Here is a 23,427-nt window from a genome sequence, read left to right on the forward strand (position 1 = left end):
AACGGTCCCCTCGACCCTTTGGGGAGAGGGTTAGGGTGAGGGGAAAAGAGGGCACATTGCACAGAAAGATCCCCGCTCCCCCTTTAGTGAGAAGGTGGGGGTGAGGGGTGTATGTTGGCTCGAAAGTCAAACCCTCACCCCAACCCTCCCCGTAAAAGGGGAGAGAGGGTTTATCACACGAACTTAGAACCAGGCTTCAAACATCCCGCCGAAGTTCAGCGAATCCAACTGCTCGTCCTGCGTTCCGTTAACTTTCGCCGTACGCTTGTTATCCACCTGACCGCCGGTCACGTAGAAGCGCAGCATTGGGCGGAATTCCGGGCCCATACCAATCGCGATGTTCTGCGACAGGGTCAGCTTCCAGCCGTGGTTATCACCGCCCTGGTCGTAATCTACGCGCTGGTAGCCCGCTTCCAGCCAGGTGGAGTGCACGTCGTTCCAGAAGTACATTGGACGAACGATCGCGCCGTAGTTTTTACGGTTGTCGGTGTTGTCTTTGCTGTTGTCGTAGTCGTGGAAGGCCAACAGGTATTCCACCTGCGCCTGCTGAGTGAACTTATAGTTACCTTCGAAGCTGGCGTAGATAGCGGTCAGACCGTCAGTTTTGTTGAATACGCTGTTATCCGAGTTATCGGAGTAGCGCAGGATAACCTTGTTCACGCCGCTGTCGTCGCTGTTGGTGTGGCTTAACAGCAGGCCACCCTGCCAGGCATCAAGCTGCTTGTCGTTATCCACCGCTTTAGAGTCGAAGCCGTAGTTAGCGTACACCTCAACGTCAATCGGGCCTGCTTTGATGTTGTGGGTTTTGGTGGTCAGCGCGTAGTGGCCGTTGTCACCAGTGTCAGAGTTACCGGTACAGGTAATGCGCGATGGGTTAGACTCATCGGCCATCACTTCCGGGCTACAGGATTTCACCTGCGATACGGTGGCTACGTCGAACTGCACGCCGCCAACGTCAAAGTTTTTCACCCCTGCGCCCTGGCCGTCGTGGTTCATCCAGAAGTAGTCGTTGATACCCTGTTGTGGACGCTGGTGGAAGTCGCGGCCCGCCCAGATATAGGCGTTAGGGTTAGATTCCAGTACGTTGGTGACGCCAACGTAGGCTTTTTTCAGGTTAACTTCGTCACTCCAGTGGTCGAACATGACGTTGATATCCCAGATAGCGCCTTTGCTGCTCTTAAAGGCTTTAGTTAACTGGAATTCACCGCCGTTCCCTTCGTTACCCAGACGGCCAATTGCTGAGGCACCGTTATAGGAACCGTCCACGCCAACGTATTTCTGGTCGCCGGCCTGGAAGTGCGCGCCGTAGCGCGCATAGCCGCTGAACTTCAGGCCGAACGGTACGGCCATATCTGGCGTTTGTGCGGCGCTTTGCGGGTTGGTTTCCAGATCCACTTTTTTGGCCTGGGCAGCATCCATTTTAGCCTGGCGGTCTGCCAGAGCTTTATCGACGGCCTTGGCCACAATGGCGTCAATTTGTTCCTGAGTAAACTCTTGTGCCATTGCAGAGGAAAGCGGGCAAAGGGCGGCAATAACCGCCATAGCTAATGGAAGTTTTTTTACAGTTTTCATGGTTATCTCAAATTAATTAATTATATTTTCAGACAATAACCATCCCGTTCGGGTGGATAACTATCATCGCCACCAAAACAAGCTGATTTTATTTATTTTCTCGTAGGGTACCGTTAAATCGTTAGCGTAATTAATGTCTCCGAAGTTAAATGAAATTTAATATTAACGTTGATAAAGATGAATAATCTCTTCCGAAAGTTCACGAGCAAGTAACGAATTCATCAAATGATCCTGCGCGTGTACCATAATTAGGGTTATGGGCTGACGCGCGTCACCTGCATCCTGCTCAATAAGCCGGGTTTGCATATGGTGCGCCTGGCGGGCATAGCCATCGGCTTCCCGCAGGAGATTTCTGGCTTCCTCCATTTCACCCTGACGTGCGGCGTGTAGCGCCTCAAAGCACAGCGATCTGGACTGGCCCGCGTTAATGATTATTTCCATTACCGCGTCCTCTAACCTAACCATAATAATATCCTCTAACTATTTAAAGTTATGATAAAAAGAGGTCGGAAATAATATATCAATGCTTACTTTTAAATTTATCTGACTTAACTAACGGTTCCAGGTTATGGGGCGGCTGATTTTAACGCCTGCACTTTGTTTTTCATTAATGAACGACTTTCGGGGTGCAGCAATAGTCAAATACATGGCCGCAGAGGTCAGCATATAAATAACGCACATGACCATCGTGTTTAGCGTCCATAAATAATGGTTCGCGAAACCACGAGTGATAACGAGAGTTCATTTAAACATCTTTTTCGCGCGCTGAATAAATCAGCGGCAGAGCATAATTTTGGTCATTGATGCCCATCCTCTAAATGTAAAAAGTTATTGCGATTGTGATTTGATATGAAACTGAAACCGGTTTCTATTCATAAAGTCAAGAAGTGTGACACCCATCAATTTCTCATGCTTATGAGACTAATTATTTCGTCCTGGCTCACAGAAAATTGTCGTGTAGGGGTGAGAGAAATGCGCATCAATTGGACAAGTTATGTCTGGCAGGGGGGCGGGAAGTAGGCCTGATAAGCGTAGCGCTATCAGGCGTGGTACGGCACGTTGCCGGGTGGCTCAATGCTATTTGGTTGGGCACTGAATGCTTTTAATCGCCTTCTCATAGGCTGGGCGATCGTTCTTATCCAGCGCCCGTGTGGCGCTCTGCACCGCGGTTTTGTTGCCTTTCGACTCCAGCACGCGGTTGGCAAATTGCGTATCGCTTAGCCCACTGCTGGCCGGGCAGTTCTGCTTCACATCCTTTACCACCTGCTGTTTTTGCTGCTCAAACTTCAGTCCTTCCAGCGGTGAGGCCAGCGCCACGGCGGGCAGCAGCAGGGAGGCAGCGAGTGAAACAACAATATTGACTTTCTTCATTGCGGATATCCTTATGTTCATGCGCTTAGTTAACTATAGACGCATTCCCCGGCACGTCATTTTGCGTGGCGCGTTCCCGTAAAATGAAGGTGTTGCACTGGTACGCTAAAACCTTCCGTAGCGGCGCGTAGAAGCGGTAATTCACGCCTGCTTTCTCGGCATCTTGTGCGTAGAGTCCTACCATTAGCTCTCTGGGTGACGGAACACCATGACCACCTCCACTCCGCACGATGCGGTCTTCAAACAGTTTTTATGCCACCCGGAAACGGCGCGGGATTTTTTGGCTATTCATCTACCGGAGGCACTAAGGGCGCTGTGCGACCTGCAAACGCTAACGCTGGCATCCGGCAGCTTTATTGAGCCGAGTCTCCGTGCCTATTATTCCGATGTGTTGTGGTCGTTACAGACCACGGAAGGTGAAGGCTATATCTACGTGGTGATTGAACACCAAAGCTCGCCAGACTCACATATGGCATTCCGGCTGTTGCGCTATGCGCTGTCGGCGATGCAGCGTCATCTGGATGCAGGTCACCCGACGCTACCGTTGGTGATCCCCATGCTTTTTTATCACGGGATGCAAAGTCCCTACCCATTTTCGTTGTGCTGGCTGGACGAGTTCGCGAATCCGGCGGCGGCGAGGGCGCTGTATGCAGACGCGTTTCCGTTGGTGGATATCACGGTCGTGCCAGACGACGAGATTATGCATCACCGGCGAATCGCGCTGCTGGAGTTGGTGCAAAAGCACATTCGTCAGCGCGATCTGCTGGGGCTGGTGGATAGACTAGCCCTGTTGCTCGTTACTGGATGTGCTAATGACAGCCAGATGGAAGCGCTGTTTAATTATTTGCTGCGGTCAGGAGATGCGGTGCGCTTTCATGAGTTTCTTCAGGCGGCGGTAGCGCGTTTACCCGAACAGAAGGAGAAGATGATGACGATTGCGGAGAGACTGCGGGAAGAGGGAAAGCGAGAAGAGGCCCAGCGCATTGCCCGTACCATGCTGGAAAACGGTATCGATAGCGCCTTGGTTCAGCTAATCACCGGGCTTTCGACTGATGAACTATCATCACTGTGTCATTAAAATCAGGCCCGATAGCCTGGTGCTATCGGGCAGCACACTGCTACGCCGTCTTCGTTCTGCGGCGTGAGTCCAGAGAAATCAGTACCACGGAAGAGAGGATCAGCAGCGTACCCAGCCAGTCTGGCAGGGTGAAGCTGATGCCTAACAGTAGCAGCGACAGTAACGCGCTGCTCAGCGGCTCGGCGCAGCTGAGGATGCTGGCTTTAGGGCCGCCGATCATCTGCGCGCCTTTAAGGTACAGGCTGAAGGTGAGGGAGGTGCCAATCACCACCAGGTAGAAGAAAGCCAGCAGCAGGTTGCCGGTAATCACTACGTTTGCGCCATCTCCCGCGTAGAACGGCAGCAGCATCGCGCCGCCGAGCAGCATGCTCCAGCCGACGATCGGCAGCGTGCCGTAGCGGGCAATCAGCGTGGACGGATAGGTGGTGTAGAACGCGGCGGCGAAGGCCGAGGCGATCCCCCAGAACAGCGCTGCGCCGGAAATCGACAGCGACGTTGGGTCGCCGTGGGTGACCAGCAAAAAGGTGCCAATAAGCGAGGTCGCAATAGCGGCAAAGACGAAGCGCCCTGGCCGCGCTTTACGCACGATGGCGAACCAGGCGACGATAATGGTCGGTGACAGGAACTGGAGAATCGTTGCGGTAGCGGCGTTGGATTTTTCAATCGCCAGCAGGAAGGTGAGCTGCACGGTCATCGCGCCGACAAGGGAGAAAAGCAGCAGGCTGAGAATGTCTTTGCGCTCTTTCAGGATGCGGAAAATGCCATCGCCGTGCAGGAAAGAGAACGTCAGCAGGATAAAGCCACCGGAGAGCAGGCGAATCATCGTCAGAAACGGCGACGGCATCTGGCTATGTTCCATGATGTACTGCGCACAAACGCCTGAACTTCCCCACAATATCGCTGCAACTAAGACGTTCAGCATCCCTTTTCTGGTGGCACCCATTTTTCCTCAACCCTGTCATATGATTTTATTCTGGCGGGCATCATAGCATGGGCAGAGGCTTGCCCCCAGCGGTGTGCCGGGGGCAAAAGGGTTAGCTGAGATCGACGTTTTTACTGCCAAACAGCCAGGTGAGCAGGAAGCCGAAGAAGTAGGCTACGAGCAGGCCCGCGGCGTAGACCGCCATCCCGGCGTAGATGCCGCTATGGGAGGTCATCAGCGGCAGCGCCACCAGGCCGGACGGGCCAAAGACGGTGTTGAGGCCGACTGGTAGCCCCAGCCAGGCGACGAGGCCGATAAAGAAGCCCCCGCAGGCGCCGCCGAGGCAGGCGGTGACAAACGGCTTCATGCGCGGCAGCGTAACGCCGTAAATCAGCGGTTCACCCACGCCGAGCAGGCCGGGAATGATTGCCCCTTTAATCTGCGTACGCAGCAGTGAATCCTGCTTCGCGCGGACGTAGAGCGCCAGCGCCGCGCCAACCTGGCCCGCACCGGCCATCGCCAGAATGGTGAACAGCGAGTTAAAGCCCTGAGCTTCCATTAGCGCAAAATAGACCGGCACAAAGCCCTGATGCACGCCGAACATGACCGCCAGCAGGAACAGACCAGCCAGCACCGCAGAGCCGAACGGGTTACCGTTGAGGTGCAGGAACAGCCAGGACATCCCGGTAAACAGGTAGCCGCCGATAGGCATAATCACCACGAAGGTAACCGCGCCCATAATCAGCAGCGTCACCGCCGAGGTGAGGATCATATCCAGGTTAGCCGGCATGATGCGGCGCACCTGTTTTTCCACCCAGGCGCCAATAATCGAGGCGATCAGCACGCCGATAATATTGCCGCGCGGGTCGATACCGTGGCCGAAGAAGTCGGTGATGCCGGAGTAGAAGCCGACGGTGGCTTTTGGGTCATAGCCGAGGATAAACAGCGCGGCGATGATGGCACCGTTGACGCCGGAGCCGCCAAAGGCTTTCTGCGCGTTATAGCCAATCAAAATACTCAGGAAGGTAAACATCCCTTTGCTGAAGATTTTCATGTAGCTGATGATGCCAACCAGCGTAGCGTTAGGGTGCGCGTTCTCCAGTACGAAGAGCTGCTCGGCGAGCGTAGCAAAGCCCAGCAGCAGCCCGACGGCGATAAAGCCCGGAATAAGCGGGGTAAAGATGGTGGCAAACTTCGCCAGAAACTTTTGCACGCCGCCGGTCTGTTTGCCCTTCAGCTCCTGCTTTTTGGCGCTGGCGATATCGGCCAGCGAGCCACCGCTGGCAGGCTCACCGTGGGTGACGGGTTCATTTTCCAGCAGTTCGTTCATCAGCTCTGCGGCAGTCTGCGCTTTGCCCGGCCCGAGGATTATCTGGAATTGCTCCTCGCTGACTACCACGCCCAGCACGCCTTCCACCTGGCGGATGGCCGCTACGTCAGCGTGTACATCGCTGCGCAGGGTTAAACGCAGGCGGGTCATGCAGTTCCCGGCCTGCACGACGTTTGGCGCGCCGCCAACCAGGTCGAGGAGGCGGGCTATCATCGCTTTATTTATTTTGGCCATTCCACGGTATCCCAGTCAGTCGAATTAGTTTTTTAACGCTTTACGGATAAAGCCGTTATTGTCCGCCAGCAGCTGTTTTGCCTCGTCGGCGCTCAGGTTTGCCAGCACCATGACGATGGCGGTTTTACAGTGGCGTCCGCAGGCATCCAGCGCTGCCTGCGCGGTGGTGCGGTCGCATTCGGTCGCCTCCATCACGATGGAAATCTGGCGCTCAATCAGCTTGGCGTTGGTGGCTTCCACATCCACCATCAGGTTGCTGTAGACCTTGCCGCTGCGGATCATCGCGCCGGTGGTAATCATGTTCAGCACCAGCTTCTGTGCGGTGCCTGCCTTCAGGCGGGTAGAGCCGGTGACCACTTCCGGGCCGACGACCGGGGTGATGGCGATGTCAGCGCGCTGCGCCATTTCGCCGTGCGGGTTGCAGCTCACAATGGCGACCAGCGCGTTCTGCTGATGAGCATATTCCATTGCGCCGAGTACATACGGGGTGCGGCCGCTGGCGGCAATGCCGACCAGCACATCGCGTTCGTTAAAACCCAGCGCCTGTAAATCTTCTGCACCGCGCGCCGCGTTATCTTCAACGTTTTCGACTGCTTTCAGGATAGCGGTATGGCCACCGGCAATCAGGCCGACGACCTGCTCTGGGCGAGTGCCGAAGGTGGGCGGGCATTCACTGGCGTCGAGAATGCCCAAACGCCCGGAGGTGCCCGCGCCGATATAAATCAGGCGGCCGCCGCGGCGGAACGCGTCGGCTACGCTATCAACGAGCTGGGCAATTTGCGGAATGTAGGGGGTGATCGCATGGGCAACCAGCTGATCTTCGTTGTTAATAACCGTCAGCATCGCTTCGGTGGAGAGGGTGTCAATGTTAGCGCTGTTGGCGTTGCGGCGTTCGGTCAGCAGTTTGCTCAGGTCGATACTCATCAGGAAACCTCATCATTCTCAGTGGCAGGCAGTATAAGGAATTAATTATTCCAATCATGTGAAGGGTATCACGATTAGAGCGTCGGAGATACGCGGTGATTTCGGCGAGGTCAGAGAAGGCGCGGTAATAATATTGGAATATTTTATTACCGCGAAAATGATTATTGCGCTACGCGAGGCTTCAGCAGGCCGAAGAACAGCGCTAACCCGTAGGAAATGGCCATGGCGAGGCTCATCTTAAGCATCGTTTCGCCGCCAAGACCCGCGAGCGGTGCAGCGATGCCGCCGCAGACGAACATCAGCGTCCCCATCAGCGCGGAGGCGGTACCCGACTGCGCGCTATCCACCGCATTCATCGCTTCGGCGCCGGAGACGGTGCTGATACCACTCATAAACGACACGGTGAAGAACAGGCCGACCAGCGCCAGCACGGCGTGCTGTTGCCAGGCGAGCAGTAGCGTCACCAGCGCGCAGAATACCGCCAGCAACAGGCCGCGGCGCAACAGGGTTTCTGCGGGGATGCGGCGGGCCAGGCGGGAGAATATCAGCGCGGCGATAATCAGCCCAATACCGTTCAGGCCAAACAGCAGGCTGAACTGCATGGCGCTCATGCCATATTCGCTTTGAATGACAAACGATGATGAACCGATGTAGGAGAACAGCCCGGCCATCATAAAGGCCTGAATCAGGCAGTAGCGCATAAAGCGGCGGTTCTTCAGCACCGGCGTGCCTTTCGTCTGCTGCGCGGTGCTGGCGCTTTTGGCTGGCAGCGTTTCATGCAGCACGACGAGGCTCAAAAGCAGCAGTACCGCGCCAATCCCCGCCATCGTCCAGAACAGAATGCGCCAGTCGAAGGCGGTGATGATATAGCCGCCCAGCACCGGTGAAAGTACTGGGGCGATGCCGTTAACGGTCATCAGCAGGGCGAAAAACTGCGTCAGTTGCGTGCCCTGGTAACGGTCACGGGCGATAGAGCGCGACAGCACGGAACCGCCCGCGCCCGCGAAGCCTTGCACGAAACGCCAGACGATTAACATATGGATATCGTGGGTGATGGCGCACATCGCCGACGAAAAGATAAACAGCAGCAGGGAAATAGCCAGCGGTTTGCGGCGGCCGATGCGGTCGCTGAGCGGGCCAAAAAACAGCTGGCCGAGACCGAGGCCGATGAGCGCTGCGGTGAGCGACAATTGGGTCTGGGTGCCGGTGGCGCTCAGTTGATCGGTGATTTCCGGCAGCGCCGGTAGGTAAAAGTCGGTACACAGTGGGCCGATTGCGCAAAGCAGGCCCAGCACCACGACCCAGGAAAGGGAAATACGCGGCATGAAAGCTCCTTTTTTATTTTTCATAATCAATGGGGGGGATGGTGCTCGTTGCACCCTCACCCCGGCCCTCTCCCTGGAAGGGAGAGGGAGAAAAAGATCCCCTCGCCCCTTAGGGGAGAGGGTTAGGGTGAGGGGAAACCCCGCACCGACACATCAACTCGCTCCGCCCCCCAGCGACTGCCACAGCGTGATCCGGTTCGCCAGATCCGTCTCCTGCAGCGCAATCAGCGTCTGCTGTGCCGACCATAGCGTACGCTGCGCCGTCAGCGCGGTCAGGTAATCGCCAACCCCCGCCTGATAGCGCTTCATTGCCACGTCGAGTGTCTGCTGTTCCGCCGCCACGTACTGGCGCTGAGCGTCCAACTGCTCGCTCAGCGTCTGGCGCCGCGCCAGCGCATCCGCCACGTCTTTAAACGCGCTCTGAATCGTCTTTTCGTAGGTGGCAATCAGCCCCTTCTTCTCCGCCTCGGCATAGCGCAGCTGCGCCAGATTGCTGCCGCCGGTAAACAGCGGCAGTGAAATGGACGGTGCAAATGACCAGACGCTCATGCCGTGACTAAACAGTGAAGATAGCGCATCGCTGCCCACCCCGGCGCTGGCGGTGAGTGAAATGGTCGGGAAGAAGTTGGCTCGCGCCGCGCCGATATTGGCGTTGGCGCTCTTCAGATTGTGCTCCGCTTCCTGAATATCCGGGCGCGTTAGCAGCACGGAGGAAGAGACGCCCGCCGGGACCAGCGAGATGGTGTTGGCGGCCAGGCTCTCTAGCGTGCCGGGGAGCAGGGAGTCCGGCACGGTGGTGCCTGCCAGCAGGTTAATGGCGTTTTTATCCTGCATCACCAGCGTCTGATAGCTGGCGACGCTGGCGCGAGCCTGCTGATAGATGCTCATTGCTTCGCTGACGTCGGTGGCCGCCGCGGTGCCAACCTGTTGCTGGCGCTGGACGATCTTCAGCGAATCCGCCGCGCTCGCCATGGTTTGCTGCGCCAGCGCCAGATTGCTGTTGTCCGCCGCCAGCGTTACCCATGCGCTGGTCAGCTCGGCAATCATCGTCAAGCGGGTGTTCTGCGCGGTGTACTCGCTGGCAAGCCAGGTTTCTCGCGCCGCGCGGGACAGGCTCTGGTTACGGCCAAACAGATCCAGCTCGAAGCTGGAGACCGCGCCGTCGGCCTGCGCGGTGGTGCTCACCCCGCTGGCCAGCGTGCGGCTGCGGGTGTTGCTGAGTTCGGCGTTGACGGTCGGCATCAGCGACGCGCGGGTTTCGCCGTACTGCGCGCGGGCGGCATCAATGTCGGCAATGGCTTTTTGCACATCGCGGTTGCTGCTGAGTGCCTGATTCACCAGCTTTTGCAGACGCACATCGTTCACCACCTGCTGCCAGTTACCGACAACCGCGGTGGCTTCACCGTGGCTACCCGGCAGGCTCGCCGGAATGGGCGCGTCCGGGCGCTGATAGTTGGGGTCCATCGACACGCAGCCGACGCTCAGGAACGCAATAAATAACAAAGACAAACGAAACATAACTTACTCCTGACGACCGCGTTTGCCGGAGAACAGACGTTTCACCAGCACAAAGAACAGAGGAACAAAGAAAATCGCCAGCAGGGTGGCCGTCAGCGTACCGCCGATAATCCCGGTACCGATGGCGACGCGGCTGTTAGCGCCCGCCCCGGTGGCGACCGCCAGCGGCATCACCCCGGCGATAAATGCCAGAGACGTCATGATGATTGGGCGCAGACGGGTTTGTGCTGCTCGCATGGCCGCGCGGGTCAGCGAGTAGCCCTGGGCCACAGAGGCTTCTGCGAATTCGACGATCAGAATGGCGTTTTTCGACGACAGCCCGATGGTGGTCAGCAGCGCCACCTGGAAATAAACGTCGTTGCTGAGCCCGCGCATCCACGCGGCCAGCGCCGCGCCGAGCAGGCCCAACGGGATAACCATGATGACCGAGAACGGCACCGACCAGCTCTCATAGAGTGCCGCCAGACAGAGGAACACCACCAGAATCGAGATGGCGTAAAGGCTCATCGCCTGACCGCTCGCCAGTTTTTCCTGTAGCGACAGGCCACTCCACGCCCAGGTGGTGCCGGCAGGCAGACTGTTGGCCAGCGCTTCCATCTTCGCCATGGCAACGCCGGAGCTAAAGCCATCGGCGTTCTCGCCCTGAATTTCATAGGCCGCGGAGCCGTTGTAGCGCACCAGGCTTTCCGGGCCGTACTCCCAGCGGGTGGTGGCGAACGCGGAGAACGGGGCCATGCTGTCATCACTGCCGCGCACGAACCATTTTCCGAGGTCGGACGGCACGCCGCGCGCGTCGCTATCGCCCTGAATGTAGACTTTTTTCACACGCCCACGGTCGATAAAGTCGTTTACGTAGGTGCCACCCCAGGCGCTGGAAAGCGTCGAGGTTACGTCGCTGAGCGACAGGCCCAGCGAGACGGCTTTGTTGTTGTCGATATCCACCTGAAGCTGAGGCATCTGCGGCAAATCGTTGGCGCGTACGGCGTGCAGCGATGGGTCCTGGTTGGCGGCCTGAATCAGCTGATTGCGCATTTTCAGCAGCGTATCGCGGTCGGTCGCGCCGTTGGCCATCAGTTCAAAGGTGAAGCCGTTGCTCTGCCCCAGGCCGTCAACGGCGGGCGGGGTCATGGCGAATAGCGTGGCGTCGCGAATGCTGCTGAGCTCTTTGGTGGCGCGCAGCGCAATGGCCTGCGCGCTATTTTCTTCACCCGGACGCAGCGACCAGTTTTTCAGCGCTACGAAGGCCATACCGGCGTTCTGCCCGCTGCCGCTAAAGCTGAAACCATCGACGGTGAAAATGACGTTGGTGTTGGCTTTCTCTTTGGTCAGGAACCAGTCGATCACCTGCTGGCGCACCTCGGCGGTGCGGGAAGCCGTGGCGCCTGCGGGCAGGGTGTACTGCACCATCACATCGCCCTGATCTTCTACCGGTAGGAAGCTGCCCGGCAGTTTCCACATCGCCAGCGCCATGCCGCCGCAGATGGCGAGATAAACCACCATCACCGTGCCAGAGCGACGCAGGACGTTCATGACGCGATGTTTATAGCCGTGTTCGGTGGCGCTGTAGAAGTGGTTAAATTTGCCGAAGAAACCCTTTTTATGCGGCGGCGTGTGGCGAAGGATGGAACCACACAGCGCCGGCGTCAGGGTCAGGGCCACCACCACCGACAGCATCATGGCGGAGATAATGGTGACCGAGAACTGACGGTAGATAACCCCGGTGGAGCCGCCGAAGAAGGCCATCGGCAGGAACACCGCCGACAGCACCAGCGCGATGGCAATCAGCGCGCCGGAGATTTCGCCCATCGATTTTTCGGTGGCTTCCCGGGCGGGCAGCCCTTCGTCGCGCATAATACGCTCGACGTTTTCCACCACCACGATGGCATCATCGACCAGCAAGCCTATCGCCAGCACCATCGCAAACAGCGTCAGGGTGTTGATGGAGTAGCCAAACAGTGCCAGCACACCGAAGGTACCCAGCAGCACCACCGGCACCGCTAGCGCCGGGATAAGCGTCGCGCGGATGTTTTGCAGGAACAGGTACATCACGCAGACCACCAGAGCGATGGCCTCAAACAGCGTTTTCACCACGTCTTCGACGGAGATCTTGATGAATTCGGTGCTGTCTTTCGGGAAGGCAACGTCGTAGCCCTGCGGCATATTGCGCTGGAACTCGGCAATTTTGTCCTTCACGCGGGTGGCGGTATCGAGCGCGTTGGCGCCCGGTGCCAGCATCACGGCCACCCCGGCGGCTGGGTGGCCGTTCAGCTTGGCGGTAGCGGTGTAGTCTTCGCTGCCCATTTCTACGCGCGCCACGTCGCCAATACGTACCACCGAACCGTTGGATTGGCTTTTAACAATAATATCTTTGAACTGCTCGACCGTTTGCAGACGCGACTGCGCGCGCACGGTGGCGGTAAGCTGCTGGGTGGTGGGTGACGGCAGCGCGCCGATTTTACCGGCAGAGACCTGCACGTTCTGCGCTTCAATCGCCGTTTCCACGTCTGACGGCATCAGCGAATAGGAGGCCAGTTTTGCCGGGTCCATCCAGATGCGCATGGCGTATTCCGCGCCGAATACCTGCAGGCTGCCGACGCCTTCAATACGCGCCATCGGATCCTGCATATTGCTGACCAGCCAGTCGGCGATGTCCGAGCTGGTGGCTTTGTCGGTGGTGTCGTAAACCGCCATGATCAGCAGGAAGCTGCTCTGGGATTTCACCACCGTCACGCCCGCCTGCTGAACCTCGCTCGGCAGTCGGGATTCCGCCTGCTGCACTTTGTTCTGCACCTGAACCTGTGCGGTATCCGGGTCGGTACCCTGCTCGAAGGTAACGTTGATACTCACCGTGCCGTCGGAGCTGCTGGTGGAGGAGAAGTAGAGCAGGTTATCGAGGCCGGTAAGCTGCTGCTCAATCACCTGGGTGACGCTATTTTCCAGCGTGTCGGCGGAGGCCCCGGTGTAGGAGGCGGAAATCTGGATGGTCGGCGGCGCCACGTCCGGGTACTGCGCCACCGGCAGCGTCTGGATTGCCAGCATCCCGGCGAGCATGATCAGAATAGCGATAACCCAGGCAAAGACCGGGCGACGCACGAAGAAGCGAGAGAACATCAGGCTTTGCCTCCGTTACGCTGCACGGCGACGGGTTTCACCGTCTGCCCAACCGTCACTTTATCGGTGCCTTCCACAATCAGCTGGTCGCCGTTTTTCAGGCCGCGTTGTACCAGCCATTTGTCGCCGTAGGTGCCGTCGGTTTCCAGCGTGCGCTGCTCAACCTTGTTATTGGCATCCACCACTAACGCGGTGGCGTTGCCCTTCACGTCGCGGGTGATGCCCTGCTGAGGGGCAAGAATCGCATCGCTCATCACCCCTTCGTCAATGCGGGCGCGCACGAACATGCCTGGTAGCAGTTGGTGCTGCGGGTTAGGGAACACGGCGCGAAGCGTGACCGAGCCGGTGGACTCATCCACAGCGACTTCAGTGAGCGCCAGGCGGCCTTTTTCACTGTAGGTGCTGCCATCTTCCAGGGTGAGCGTCACGCTGAGGGTATCGCTGTTGGTCGCCAGCGATTGCTTACGCAGGCGCAGCAGGTCGACGCTGGAGCGGGTGAGGTCAACGTAGATGGTGTCGAGGCCGCGAATGGTGGCCAGCGCGGTAGTCTGCTCGGCGGTGACCAGCGCCCCCGGCGTGACGGAAGATATGCCGATGCGCCCGGCAATCGGCGCGGTGACGGTGGTCCAGTCGAGGTTAATGCGCGCGCTCTCAAGTGCCGCTTTTTTCGACTCGACGCTGGCTTTGTCCTGCGCACAGGTGGACTGTGCGTCGTCGGCATCCTGACGCGATACGCCGTTATCTTTCACTAACTGCGCGTAACGCTGCGCTTTCTGACAGTCGGCGACGACCAGCGCCTGCGCCTGCTTCAGCGCGGCGGCAGCTTCGTTATAGGTGGCGCGGAAACTGGCCGGGTCAATCTGGTACAGCGGTTGGCCTGCTTTGACGTTATCGCCTTCATTAAAAAGCCGTTTCTGAACGATGCCGGAGACCTGCGGACGCACCTCGGCGCTTAGCGCGGCGGTGGTGCGCCCGGTCAGGTCGCTGACCACGGAAACGGGTTGGCTTTTTAATGTGACGATACCGACTTCCTGAGCGGGACGCTCCGGTGAGGCTGTGGGGGCATTATCGCATCCGCTCAGGAGAAATAATGCAGCGATGGTGGTTGTTATGTATTTCATATTTTTCTCAGGGTGAACGACACCCTCCTCGCCGAATAGGGGTGAGGATTTTGGGTGCGAAAAAGCCTGCGTCTCCGGTGGGCTGGAAACGACAAAAGGGGGATAAAAATATCCCCTGGTATCTAAATGGAATTAATTATTTTGCGGATACGAGCATATTAATAATTTCCTGATAGATTTTTTCCATCTCGTCAGAGGCCACCTGTTGGGGAACCTGACGACGATAAATGGTGCCTTCAACCATCACGGCCATCACTTCTACGCAGCAGCGAATGCGCGTTTCACTCAGCTCAGGATACGTTTGACGCAGGTGATCGCAGGCGTTGTTAAACATGCGTTCATCGGCAGCTTTCAGCCAGGCGGCGACCTGTGGATTGCGGGTGGCTTCGGCGGACATCTCCAGCATCAGCGCATCGTCGTCTTCGCTCAGCGTTTCGCGCCACGCCAGCATGTGCGGCATCAGATGGGTTTGGGTTTTGCCCTCCATCTCAGCGATGCGATGGTCGATAATCCGGCGGATCATCTCTTCGATAATGGCGTCTTTGTTGCTGAAATAACGGTAGATTTGCCCGACGCTGAGCTTCGCCTCGGCGGCAATCTGCGACATGCTGGCGGCATGAAAACCGCTCTGGCGGAAACAGCGCCGCGCGGCGGTAATGATGTCGTCCTGCCGGGCTTTTTGCCGGGCCTCCAGTTTGCTGCTCATTGCGAGTCTCCACCGTTTTGAAACGATGAGAACGATCGTTCTCATTTCGTGTTCATTATACGTAGGGAAAGCGTGATGAAAAGCATTTTCTGATACTGATTTTTTATTTTTTCCTTTGTGCAGAAAATAATGGAGAAAGAAAGAATTTTTTGTGAAATTACTGAGGACGGCCAATAAAAATAATGGAGAAAATATGCCTTTTGTTATTAAAGAAATTATTACGCAGGAAGATAAAGACGAATTGCTGACAGGGCTTCGGGCCTATAACCGCCAGTTTGTGGATACCGCGGACTGGTGCGATGTCTGCGTTTACCTGCGCGACGAACAGGACGTGATGCGCGGCGGCCTGATTGGTCAACGCAAAGGCGACTGGCTCAGTATCGATTATCTGTGGGTGTGTGAAACGGTACGCGGCGACGGGGTCGGCAGCGAACTTATCAAGCGCGCGGAGGCGCTGGCGCGGGAGAAAGGCTGCCGCCATGCGCTGGTGGATACCATCAGTTTTCAGGCGCTGCCGTTTTATCAGAAGCAGGGGTATACGCTGGTGAAAACGCTGGAGGATTTCCCGCTGGCGGGGATGGCGCGGCACTATCTGACTAAGGTCTTGTGAAGGTTGCCGGATGGCGCTGCGCTTATCCGGCCTACGCCAATCTGTAGGCCGGATAAGGCGGAGCCGCCATCCGGCGCTGTTTTACGCGTGCCGGGTTTTCAGCGGCGCCTCTTTCAACCACCACGACAGCAGAAACGCCACCACCATAATGCAGGCCGCCATAATAAACGCCGCGTGAATCGCCGAACCAAAGGCGCTGAGATAATCGCTGCGAATGGCCTCAGGAAGCTGGTGAATCGCCACCGGGTTCATCCCTTTTGGAATAGCCGCCCCTTCCGGTAACAGATTGGTCAGCCGTGATTGCAGCACCGAAGTAAACACCGCGCCAAACAGCGTCACGCCGATGGAACCGCCAATGGAGCGGAACAGCGTCACCCCAGAGGTCGCCACGCCATAAAGGTTCGCCGCCACGGTGTTTTGCACTGCCAGCACCAACACCTGCATCACCATCCCAAGCCCCATCCCCAGCACGCCGGTAAACAGATACAGCTGCCAGGTTGGCGAGGTAATGGTAATGCGCGTCAGCAGCAACATCCCAACAAAGCCCATCAGCGTCCCGATGATGGGGTAGATGCGGTATTTCCCGGTGCGGCTAATGGCGCGCCCGCTGATAATCGAGGTTAGCAGCAGCCCGCCCATCAGCGGGATCAGCTGCAGCCCGGCCTCCGTCGGCGTGGCGTTTTTCACTACCTGTAGATACAGCGGCAGGAAGGTCACCGAGCCAAACAGCGACATGCCGATGATAAAACCAATCAGGCTGCACAACAGGAAGCTGCGGTTTCGGAACAGCGAGAGCGGAATAATCGGCTCAAACGCCAGTCGCTCTTCATAGATAAACCCGGCGATACCAATCAGGCCAAAAGCCAGAATGCACCACAGCTGCGGGTCGCTCCACTCGCGCACCGTACCGCCTTCGGTGGTGAACAGGATGATGCACACCAGCGCCATGGTCAGGTAAATCGCCCCCAGCCAGTCAATCTGATGCTGGCGGCGTGTGTTGCTGGAGTGGAATACCGCACCGATTACAAACAGTGCGAACAGCCCCAACGGCAGGTTGATGTAGAAGATCCAGCGCCAGGAGGCGTGCTGCACGATAAAGCCGCCGATCAGCGGGCCGATAACCGTCGCCAGGCCAAACACGCCGCCGAACAGCCCCTGATAGCGCCCGCGTTCGGCAGGCGGGATCACGTCGGCTACTGCCGCCATGCTGATGACCATCAAACCGCCGCCGCCGAGCCCCTGGAGGGCGCGCATCAGCACCAGCTGCGTCATGTTCTGTGCCAGCCCGCACAGTGCCGACCCGGCGAGAAACAGCAGAATCGAGATTTGCAGCACCCGCTTGCGGCCAAACAGATCGCCGAACTTACCGTACAGCGGCACCACAATGGTGGAGGTGAGGATATAGGCCGTCACCACCCAGGAAAGCTTGTCGAGGCCGCCCAGCTCGCCGACAATGGTCGGCAGCGCGGTGGAGACTATCGTCTGGTCGAGCGCGGAGAGCAGCATCACCAGCAGGAGCGCGCTGAACAGCAGACGGACTGAAGTGACGCCCGCCTGTTGGGGCGGCTGGGCGTTCGTCGTCGTTTCAGATGCCATCATGTTCTCACTTGAAATTAATTAAATGCATAATTAATATTTATTGAAGATCATTCATAGGTCAAGAGATCCCGTTTCTATGCCAGCACAAAAAGACAATCTCAAACCGCGTAAGCCTGGTCGCCCGCGCGGCAGCAAGCCCGATGCGGCCAAGCGTGAACAGCTGATCGACATCGCGCTGCGGCTCTTTTCCCAACAGGGGATTGCGCGCACGTCGCTGAACGCCATCGCCCGTGAAGCCGGGGTGACGCCGGCGATGTTGCATTACTATTTCAATTCACGGGAGCAGCTGCTCGACGTGATGATTGAAGAGCGTTTTCTGCCGCTGCGCGCGCAGATAAGCGGCGTGTTTGGCGACTATCCCGATGAACCGGTAAAAGCGCTGACCGCGATGGTGAAAACCCTGTCGACGATTGCCGCCGAGCACGAATGGTTTGCCCCGCTGTGGATGCAGGAGGTGATTGGCGAAATGCCGGTGCTACGCCAGCATCTGCACACCCGCTTTGGCGACGACAAATATCACGCCACCCTGGCGATGGTGAAACGCTGGCAGGCCGAGGGGAAAATCAACCCGTACCTGAGCGCCGAGCTGCTGTTTACCACGCTGTTAAGCCTGGTGCTGGTGCCGTTTTCCCGGATGCGTAACGACGAGCGGCTGGCGATGCTGACGCCGGAGATCATCACCCATAACGTACTGGCGGTGATCCAGCAGGGGATTGGCCCAGTGTAGGCCCGATAAGCGTAGCGCCATCGGGCACGATACGGCACATTGCCGGATGGCGGCGTAAGCGCCTTATCCGACCTACCGGCTAAACTGATTACTCTCCGCTAACGCCTTAAACCACAGCCCGTTGCGCTTAATCTGCCGCTCACCGGTCTCAAGATCGAGACGATAAAATCCGTAGCGGCGCTTAAACGAGTTGAGCCATGACCAGTTGTCGATAAACGTCCACTGGTGCACGCCGAAGCAGTTCGCGCCGTCGGCGATGGCGCGGTGTAGCTGCACCAGATGTTCTTCCATCAGGCCAATGCGGAAACCATCTTCAATCACCCCATCTGCCTGTATCGGGCCTTCGGATTGCAGATCCATGGCGATGCCAATTTCGGCGAGATACCACTTAATATTGCCGTAATTGTCACGAATATTGGCGGCAATATCGTAGATAGCCTGCGGATGAATTTCGTTGTTATCGCGGTATGGGTTAAAGCGACCGTTCGGGTCGACGTAGTTTTCGAAGTAGTACTCCGGTGAGAAGTAGTCGAGGGTGTATGGGGTCTCACGAGCCTGCACGCGGCGCGGCACGTAGTAGTTCACGCCGAGGAAATCGATCCGCGAGTCGGTTATCAGCGACACTTCCTGCTTGGTGGTTTCCGGCAGGCAGTTATGCAGCGCCAGCAGCTCGCACAGCTCTTTCGGGAACTGGTGCTTCACCAGCGGGTCGAGGAAGCTGCGGTTAAATAACAGGTCGGCATACCACGCCGCTTTTTTATCTTCCGGCGAGTCGTTGCGGGTATAGGACGGCGTCAGGTTTAGCACCACGCCAATCTCGCCCAGCAGCTGCTGTTGGCGGTAGCACTCGACCGCTTTGGCGTGGGCCAGCATGATATTAAACGCCACCTGCGCGGCCAGTTTGCCGTCTTTTTTACACGGGTAGTGGAAGTCGTACAGGTAGCCGCCTTCTACCGGCACAATCGGTTCGTTGAAGGTAATCCAGTATTTGATTTTATGGCCAAACAGGCGGAATGCGGTGGCGGCAAAGCGGGCGAACAGGTCGGTGACGTGCTTTGACTCGAAGCCGCCGTAGCGATTTTGCAGTGCTTCCGGCATATCAAAATGGTAGAGGTTGACCATCGGTTCGATGCCGTTGGCGATCATTTCGTCGAAATAGTCGTTGTAGAAACGGACGGCGTCGGCGTTCGGTTCGCCGGTCTCCAGATCGTCGATCAGTCGTGACCACTGAATCGAGGTGCGGAATGAGTTGAAGCCGATGTGCTTCATCAGCGCCACATCTTCTTTGTAGCGATGCAGCGTGTTACAGACCGTCTCAGGTCCTATTCCCTGGAAAAAGCGTTCCGGCTGCGCGGCATGCCAGCTGTCCCAGATGGAGCGATGGGGCTTACCCTCGGCGCCTTCGGTTTGTGGGCCAGAGGCAGCAGCGCCCCAGAAGAAGTGGTTCGGAAACGCGTAAGTGGTCATTTAATCTCCTGAAAAATAGACAAAAAATCTGCGCCGTTAGCGGCGCAGCAAATTACGACTCTGCTTACTACTCAGCATTCACCTGAATGGATTTGATAAAGATATAGCCCCAGTCCCCCGCGTATTTCCCCAGGCTGATGGTGTTTTCACCCTGCTTGAGATGCACTGGAATGGTCATCCGTTGGCCCTGCTCATCGGTTTGCGGAAACTCAATTTGAATCGGCTTATCGCTATTCACCTGCACCGAGTTCTTCTTTCCGCCCCATTTGGCGTTAAAATCGAGATGCAGCAGATAGTTGCCGTCCCACGGAGCGGCAACCTGCCAGCTCACTTTATCGCCATCATTGGCAAACGGCCCGAGGAAGCCATCTTCGCCGGTTGCCAGTTCGTTTTCCGCGCTCTTGATCACCGTTTTCCGGCTTTGCTTCAGGTCCATTAGCGGACTTTCAAAGCGGCAGAAATCGTCGGGCGCTTTACCCGTCGCTTTGGTTACGTTTACCGTCATCGTTTTGCTGCTTTTCAGCAGGCCGTCGTTGGCGGTAAATGTCAGCTGATAGGTTCCCGTCGTGGGGAACCAGGCGCGAGTGGAAGCCTTGTCGGCATCACAGAAATGGGCCTGCTTGTTGCCGGTGCTGGTCCACTTTTCGCTCACCTGACGTGACGGCAGATTGTCGTCCTGCCATGTCGCGTTGAGGCTCAGGCCGCTGTTTTGCGCCGCGCTCGCTGTCTCCTCAAGCGTGATGACCGGGGCCTGATTTTTCTGGCTATGGGTGACGCTGATAATGTTGGACGGCGCAGACTGCCCGGATTCATTTTTCGCGATCACCCGGTAATAATAGGTTTTGCCCAGCGTGAGCGACGCATAATCATCGCGGAAGAGAGCCATGGATTGTGGATCCCACTCCTGCACACCGTCGGAGATATTTTTACCCACGACCTGCCATGGACCCTCTTTCGACTCCGCGCGTTCTACATCGTAACTTCGACCAACGGCGGCACCCATCCAGTTAATGGCGAAGGGAGAATTGGTCTCGCGTAGTTTTGGTGCTTCGGGTTTGGGCAGCGGTGCCATTTTTTCCTGGCCTGCCATTTGTGCGGCGGCGGTGCGCACCAGGTCGACGACCTTGGTTTCCTGGTTAGCATCGCCTTCCGGGAAGCCCGGAAGATGGTAGCTATAGTGGCCGGTATACTCTTTATGCCAGTAGAAACCGCCGTCGTGGCGATGACCACGAAAGCCCCAGATAAACCCGCCCGCAGCCTTCGCGCCGTTAACCTCGGTATGGACAATCGACTGCATGATGCTGTTCAGGTCGTTGCTATCGAGCAGGCCAAATTCGCCCACCAGGTACACTTTCTTCCCGCCGATGGCTTCCAGATCCTTCTTCACCTGATCCGGATGGTTGTTTCCTGCGTTGGTGTAGTAGTGATTACTGACGATATCAACGTTCGGATCGTTCACGGAGAAGGTGTTGATTTTCTTATAGGTCCCATCAACAACCAGCTGATGCGGCGCGAGTTTTTTAATCCAGGCCGCCGTCTGTTTCAGGAATTCGGCGTTGGTATCTTCCAGCTCGTTACCGGTCTCCCAGGCCATAATCGCCTTTTCGTCCGCGTAAGCGCGCCCGGTTATGGTGTTGGTCCGGGTGATCACCTGGCGAATCACATCGAGATACGCCTGATAGGTTTTACTGTCGGTCCGGTAAAAATCTTCCGGTTTTTCATGGTAGAAGGCCGCCAGCTGCTCGCGTCCACCCCACCACCACCAGTGATCGATAAATGGCAGAATCAAGCGCAGGCCTTGTTTATCGGCTTCGGCAATCATGTTGTCGTACACCACCATCGCTTTTTCATTCAGACGTGGCATACCGTCCGCGGTGGCCGGTGCCAGAATATGCGTTTCGCGCTCGCAGGCTTCATCGTTCTCCTGCTGGACCGAGAGCACGTAGACGCGCTGGGCTTTTGCCCCCGCCTGCACGATGGCTTTAATCCAGTTTTCCTGCTCTTCCGGCGTTGGCCACTTAAAGTACTGACCCCAGCCGCGCGGGTCGGCTTTACAGACACCACGGGCGTCGTTTTCGATCCGGTGCAATTCCGGCGCGTGGATCCCCGCGAAGCGGAATTCCTGTTTGCCGTCCATCAACTGCGCGCCCTGGCGAGTGATGAAGTGGTCAAAGTGCGACGGTTCTGCCGCCATCGCGCCAGCGCTGGTCAAGGCGGTCAGCACGGCTATCAGTAAGGATTTTTTTACGGGCTGTTTCATTGCGTCTCTCCTTAGAACCAGACTTCCGCCTGCACGCCAAAGTTAACGGTATCGGTGCTACCGCTGCGGCTGTAGCCACCGGCATCGATGGTGTTGGTGCTCCAGTTGTAGTTGCCGTCGAGCGCATCCGAGACGCCTTTATCCCACTTGGCGTAGGTCACAAAGAAGCGCAGCTGTGGACGGCTCCAGAAGCCGGAATCGAAGGTCAGCGTTGGCGCGATGGTGACTTTGGTCAGCCCACCTTTCCCTTTGCCGTTGACGCCCTTGTAGTTGTCATCGTCAAGGTACTCGTAACCCAGTTCATACTGCATGGCGAAGTTTTTGGTGATCTGGTGATAAGGGCGGATGCCGGCAACCCAACTGGTGCGTCCCCAGCCGCTGTCGTCGTTGCTCCACCAACGGTAATTTTTGTCTTTCTGCAGGTAGGCGAAGGTTGAGACTTCCACGTCGCCCATTGAGGCCAGGCTGTCGAGCACAATACGCCAGGATTGCGTGTCTTCGAGGTTAGCCCAACCCCAGCCGTTTTTACCCAGCGAATCACCCGCCGCCAGGCCGCGTCCGTACTGCATCACCACTTTGGAATAGCCACCGGTCAGGCCCCAGAACCCATCAAAGTTATAGACACCGGTCACGCCATAGCCTTTCTCAGCGGAGGTCGGGTGATTTTCGTTGCGGTTCATCCGGTGGCCGATCAGCTCCAGATCCAACCCGGTACCGGCAATCTTTTTAAACCACAGGTTGAGCGAGTAGTCGTCCGGGTAGCCCTGATCGCCTTTGTCGACCGGATAGGCTTTGGTTTCATCCGTTGGCGAGAAGGCGTATACCCCGGCGTCGAAGCGGGCGAAGCCCAGATCCATATTGTCGAAACCACCGCCGGTGCCGTTGTACTGAATGTACTCCCAGTCAAACTGGTGGCTGGAGGTGTTGGAGCTGCTGTAACGCTTACCGCCCCAGAAGGTGATGTCTGGTGCGAAGTCGAGGTTGCTGAGTTCGGCATATCCTTCGCGGAACTGCACATCGTGGCCGTCATCGTCCTGACAGTTCCAGTCTGAAGTGCATTTGCTCTGATGGGTGATGTTGGCCTGAATTTTTGCCACCGCACCGGAGTCGGACTTCAGCGTTACCGTTGGAATCAGCTCTATTTTGGTGTCTTCTTCGTTGCCCAGACGCCATTTGCCATCCGGCATCAGCCCCACGGAGTCCGCGCGGTTACCGTCGGAGTTCGCCAGGATCCCAGAACGCATGTAGCCGTGCAGCTGGAAGTCATATTTTTCTGCGTAGGCCAGGCCGCTTGTGGCGGCGCTGACTAATAGTGCCAGAGGTATCAATCGGTTAAGTTGTTTCATCTTTCGCTTTTCCCTTTTATTTTTTGTACGCAATAGCGCTTTTGTTAATGCGATGGGAAATTTACGGATCAAAGATGGAAATGTACATCCACATACGGAAAGCGCTTTCCATAATTGCCGGATCAAATCACAGATCCGAAGATTGTTCGTATAAAAGCGTGATATGGATCGTCTTTTTGTTTTGAGAGAATAAAAAAGCCAGCGTC

General features: G+C 57.1%; 18 protein-coding genes. 3 read left to right on the forward strand and 15 right to left on the reverse strand.

What is annotated here, in order from left to right:
* Positions 1-183: 183 nt before the first annotated feature.
* From V6940_RS07305 to V6940_RS07315, 3 genes are all read right to left on the reverse strand, one after another.
* A complete protein-coding gene (locus tag V6940_RS07305; RefSeq protein ID WP_333495389.1) occupies positions 184-1,572 on the reverse strand; it encodes a carbohydrate porin in 1,389 nt (462 codons plus the stop codon).
* A gap of 162 nt (positions 1,573-1,734) precedes the next feature.
* Complete coding sequence (locus V6940_RS07310) at positions 1,735-2,037, reverse strand: PTS lactose/cellobiose transporter subunit IIA (protein ID WP_333495390.1); 303 nt, start codon at positions 2,035-2,037, stop codon at positions 1,735-1,737.
* A gap of 612 nt (positions 2,038-2,649) precedes the next feature.
* On the reverse strand, positions 2,650-2,943 hold the full coding sequence (locus V6940_RS07315) for a YicS family protein (RefSeq protein ID WP_333495391.1): 294 nt from the start codon (positions 2,941-2,943) through the stop codon (positions 2,650-2,652).
* A gap of 208 nt (positions 2,944-3,151) precedes the next feature.
* Here V6940_RS07315 and V6940_RS07320 point away from each other — a divergent pair, with 208 nt between their 5' ends.
* Positions 3,152-4,021: an Rpn family recombination-promoting nuclease/putative transposase gene (locus tag V6940_RS07320; RefSeq protein ID WP_333495392.1), complete on the forward strand. Its 870-nt coding sequence runs from the start codon at positions 3,152-3,154 to the stop codon at positions 4,019-4,021.
* Between the two features lie 40 nt (positions 4,022-4,061).
* Here V6940_RS07320 and V6940_RS07325 read toward each other — a convergent pair whose 3' ends face one another.
* From V6940_RS07325 to V6940_RS07360, 8 genes are all read right to left on the reverse strand, one after another.
* Positions 4,062-4,964, reverse strand: a complete 903-nt coding sequence (locus V6940_RS07325) for an EamA family transporter (protein WP_185668105.1) — start codon at positions 4,962-4,964, stop codon at positions 4,062-4,064.
* A 91-nt stretch (positions 4,965-5,055) separates the two neighbouring features.
* On the reverse strand, positions 5,056-6,507 hold the full coding sequence (gene murP / locus V6940_RS07330) for a PTS N-acetylmuramic acid transporter subunit IIBC (RefSeq protein ID WP_333495393.1): 1,452 nt from the start codon (positions 6,505-6,507) through the stop codon (positions 5,056-5,058).
* A gap of 24 nt (positions 6,508-6,531) precedes the next feature.
* The gene (gene murQ, locus V6940_RS07335) at positions 6,532-7,431 is read right to left on the reverse strand and encodes an N-acetylmuramic acid 6-phosphate etherase (protein WP_185668103.1); all 900 of its coding nucleotides are present in this window, start codon (positions 7,429-7,431) and stop codon (positions 6,532-6,534) included.
* A gap of 161 nt (positions 7,432-7,592) precedes the next feature.
* A complete protein-coding gene (locus V6940_RS07340; RefSeq protein WP_333495394.1) occupies positions 7,593-8,756 on the reverse strand; it encodes a multidrug effflux MFS transporter in 1,164 nt (387 codons plus the stop codon).
* 153 nt (positions 8,757-8,909) lie between these two features.
* Entirely contained in the window at positions 8,910-10,274 is a 1,365-nt protein-coding gene (locus tag V6940_RS07345) for an efflux transporter outer membrane subunit (RefSeq protein WP_333495395.1), read from the reverse strand.
* A gap of 3 nt (positions 10,275-10,277) precedes the next feature.
* Positions 10,278-13,385, reverse strand: a complete 3,108-nt coding sequence (locus tag V6940_RS07350) for an efflux RND transporter permease subunit (RefSeq protein ID WP_333495396.1) — start codon at positions 13,383-13,385, stop codon at positions 10,278-10,280.
* Positions 13,385-14,506, reverse strand: coding sequence for an efflux RND transporter periplasmic adaptor subunit (locus tag V6940_RS07355; RefSeq protein WP_333495397.1), 1,122 nt, complete (start codon positions 14,504-14,506; stop codon positions 13,385-13,387). The genes V6940_RS07350 and V6940_RS07355 overlap by 1 nt, the downstream gene beginning before the upstream one ends.
* 136 nt (positions 14,507-14,642) lie before the next feature.
* Positions 14,643-15,212, reverse strand: a complete 570-nt coding sequence (locus V6940_RS07360) for a TetR/AcrR family transcriptional regulator (RefSeq protein WP_333495398.1) — start codon at positions 15,210-15,212, stop codon at positions 14,643-14,645.
* A gap of 193 nt (positions 15,213-15,405) precedes the next feature.
* Between V6940_RS07360 and V6940_RS07365 the strand changes: the two genes are divergently transcribed.
* Positions 15,406-15,822 carry a GNAT family N-acetyltransferase gene (locus tag V6940_RS07365; RefSeq protein WP_333495399.1) on the forward strand — a complete coding sequence of 139 codons (417 nt, stop codon included), beginning with the start codon at positions 15,406-15,408 and terminating at the stop codon, positions 15,820-15,822.
* Between the two features lie 81 nt (positions 15,823-15,903).
* On the opposite strand, the gene V6940_RS07370 is transcribed toward V6940_RS07365, so the two are convergent.
* Positions 15,904-17,418 carry an MDR family MFS transporter gene (locus V6940_RS07370; protein WP_333495619.1) on the reverse strand — a complete coding sequence of 505 codons (1,515 nt, stop codon included), beginning with the start codon at positions 17,416-17,418 and terminating at the stop codon, positions 15,904-15,906.
* Between the two features lie 79 nt (positions 17,419-17,497).
* Between V6940_RS07370 and V6940_RS07375 the strand changes: the two genes are divergently transcribed.
* Positions 17,498-18,148, forward strand: coding sequence for a TetR/AcrR family transcriptional regulator (locus tag V6940_RS07375; protein WP_333495400.1), 651 nt, complete (start codon positions 17,498-17,500; stop codon positions 18,146-18,148).
* A gap of 72 nt (positions 18,149-18,220) precedes the next feature.
* Here the strand turns inward: V6940_RS07375 and V6940_RS07380 are convergent, their stop codons facing one another.
* From V6940_RS07380 to V6940_RS07390, 3 genes are all read right to left on the reverse strand, one after another.
* Complete coding sequence (locus V6940_RS07380) at positions 18,221-19,615, reverse strand: glycoside hydrolase family 1 protein (RefSeq protein WP_333495401.1); 1,395 nt, start codon at positions 19,613-19,615, stop codon at positions 18,221-18,223.
* A gap of 67 nt (positions 19,616-19,682) precedes the next feature.
* Positions 19,683-21,875, reverse strand: coding sequence for a CBM35 domain-containing protein (locus V6940_RS07385; protein WP_333495402.1), 2,193 nt, complete (start codon positions 21,873-21,875; stop codon positions 19,683-19,685).
* 11 nt (positions 21,876-21,886) lie between these two features.
* Positions 21,887-23,221, reverse strand: coding sequence for a maltoporin (locus tag V6940_RS07390; RefSeq protein ID WP_185667529.1), 1,335 nt, complete (start codon positions 23,219-23,221; stop codon positions 21,887-21,889).
* Between the last annotated feature and the right edge of the window lie 206 nt (positions 23,222-23,427).

The sequence above is a fragment of the Kluyvera sp. CHPC 1.251 genome (genome assembly GCF_036759945.1).
GTDB classification, from domain to species: Bacteria; Pseudomonadota; Gammaproteobacteria; order Enterobacterales; family Enterobacteriaceae; genus Kluyvera; species Kluyvera sichuanensis.

Bases quoted from the DNA above. Each gene is read 5' to 3' on its own strand.
- murQ (WP_185668103.1), bottom strand. From the start codon at position 7,431: ATGAGTATCGACCTGAGCAAACTGCTGACCGAACGCCGCAACGCCAAC.
- murP (WP_333495393.1), bottom strand. From the start codon at position 6,507: ATGGCCAAAATAAATAAAGCGATGATAGCCCGCCTCCTCGACCTGGTT.
- V6940_RS07390 (WP_185667529.1), bottom strand. From the start codon at position 23,221: ATGAAACAACTTAACCGATTGATACCTCTGGCACTATTAGTCAGCGCC.
- V6940_RS07315 (WP_333495391.1), bottom strand. From the start codon at position 2,943: ATGAAGAAAGTCAATATTGTTGTTTCACTCGCTGCCTCCCTGCTGCTG.
- V6940_RS07340 (WP_333495394.1), bottom strand. From the start codon at position 8,756: ATGCCGCGTATTTCCCTTTCCTGGGTCGTGGTGCTGGGCCTGCTTTGC.
- V6940_RS07325 (WP_185668105.1), bottom strand. From the start codon at position 4,964: ATGGGTGCCACCAGAAAAGGGATGCTGAACGTCTTAGTTGCAGCGATA.
- V6940_RS07385 (WP_333495402.1), bottom strand. From the start codon at position 21,875: ATGAAACAGCCCGTAAAAAAATCCTTACTGATAGCCGTGCTGACCGCC.
- V6940_RS07305 (WP_333495389.1), bottom strand. From the start codon at position 1,572: ATGAAAACTGTAAAAAAACTTCCATTAGCTATGGCGGTTATTGCCGCC.
- V6940_RS07380 (WP_333495401.1), bottom strand. From the start codon at position 19,615: ATGACCACTTACGCGTTTCCGAACCACTTCTTCTGGGGCGCTGCTGCC.
- V6940_RS07320 (WP_333495392.1), top strand. From the start codon at position 3,152: ATGACCACCTCCACTCCGCACGATGCGGTCTTCAAACAGTTTTTATGC.
- V6940_RS07355 (WP_333495397.1), bottom strand. From the start codon at position 14,506: ATGAAATACATAACAACCACCATCGCTGCATTATTTCTCCTGAGCGGA.
- V6940_RS07360 (WP_333495398.1), bottom strand. From the start codon at position 15,212: ATGAGCAGCAAACTGGAGGCCCGGCAAAAAGCCCGGCAGGACGACATC.
- V6940_RS07375 (WP_333495400.1), top strand. From the start codon at position 17,498: ATGCCAGCACAAAAAGACAATCTCAAACCGCGTAAGCCTGGTCGCCCG.
- V6940_RS07370 (WP_333495619.1), bottom strand. From the start codon at position 17,418: ATGGCATCTGAAACGACGACGAACGCCCAGCCGCCCCAACAGGCGGGC.
- V6940_RS07350 (WP_333495396.1), bottom strand. From the start codon at position 13,385: ATGTTCTCTCGCTTCTTCGTGCGTCGCCCGGTCTTTGCCTGGGTTATC.
- V6940_RS07365 (WP_333495399.1), top strand. From the start codon at position 15,406: ATGCCTTTTGTTATTAAAGAAATTATTACGCAGGAAGATAAAGACGAA.
- V6940_RS07345 (WP_333495395.1), bottom strand. From the start codon at position 10,274: ATGTTTCGTTTGTCTTTGTTATTTATTGCGTTCCTGAGCGTCGGCTGC.
- V6940_RS07310 (WP_333495390.1), bottom strand. From the start codon at position 2,037: ATGGTTAGGTTAGAGGACGCGGTAATGGAAATAATCATTAACGCGGGC.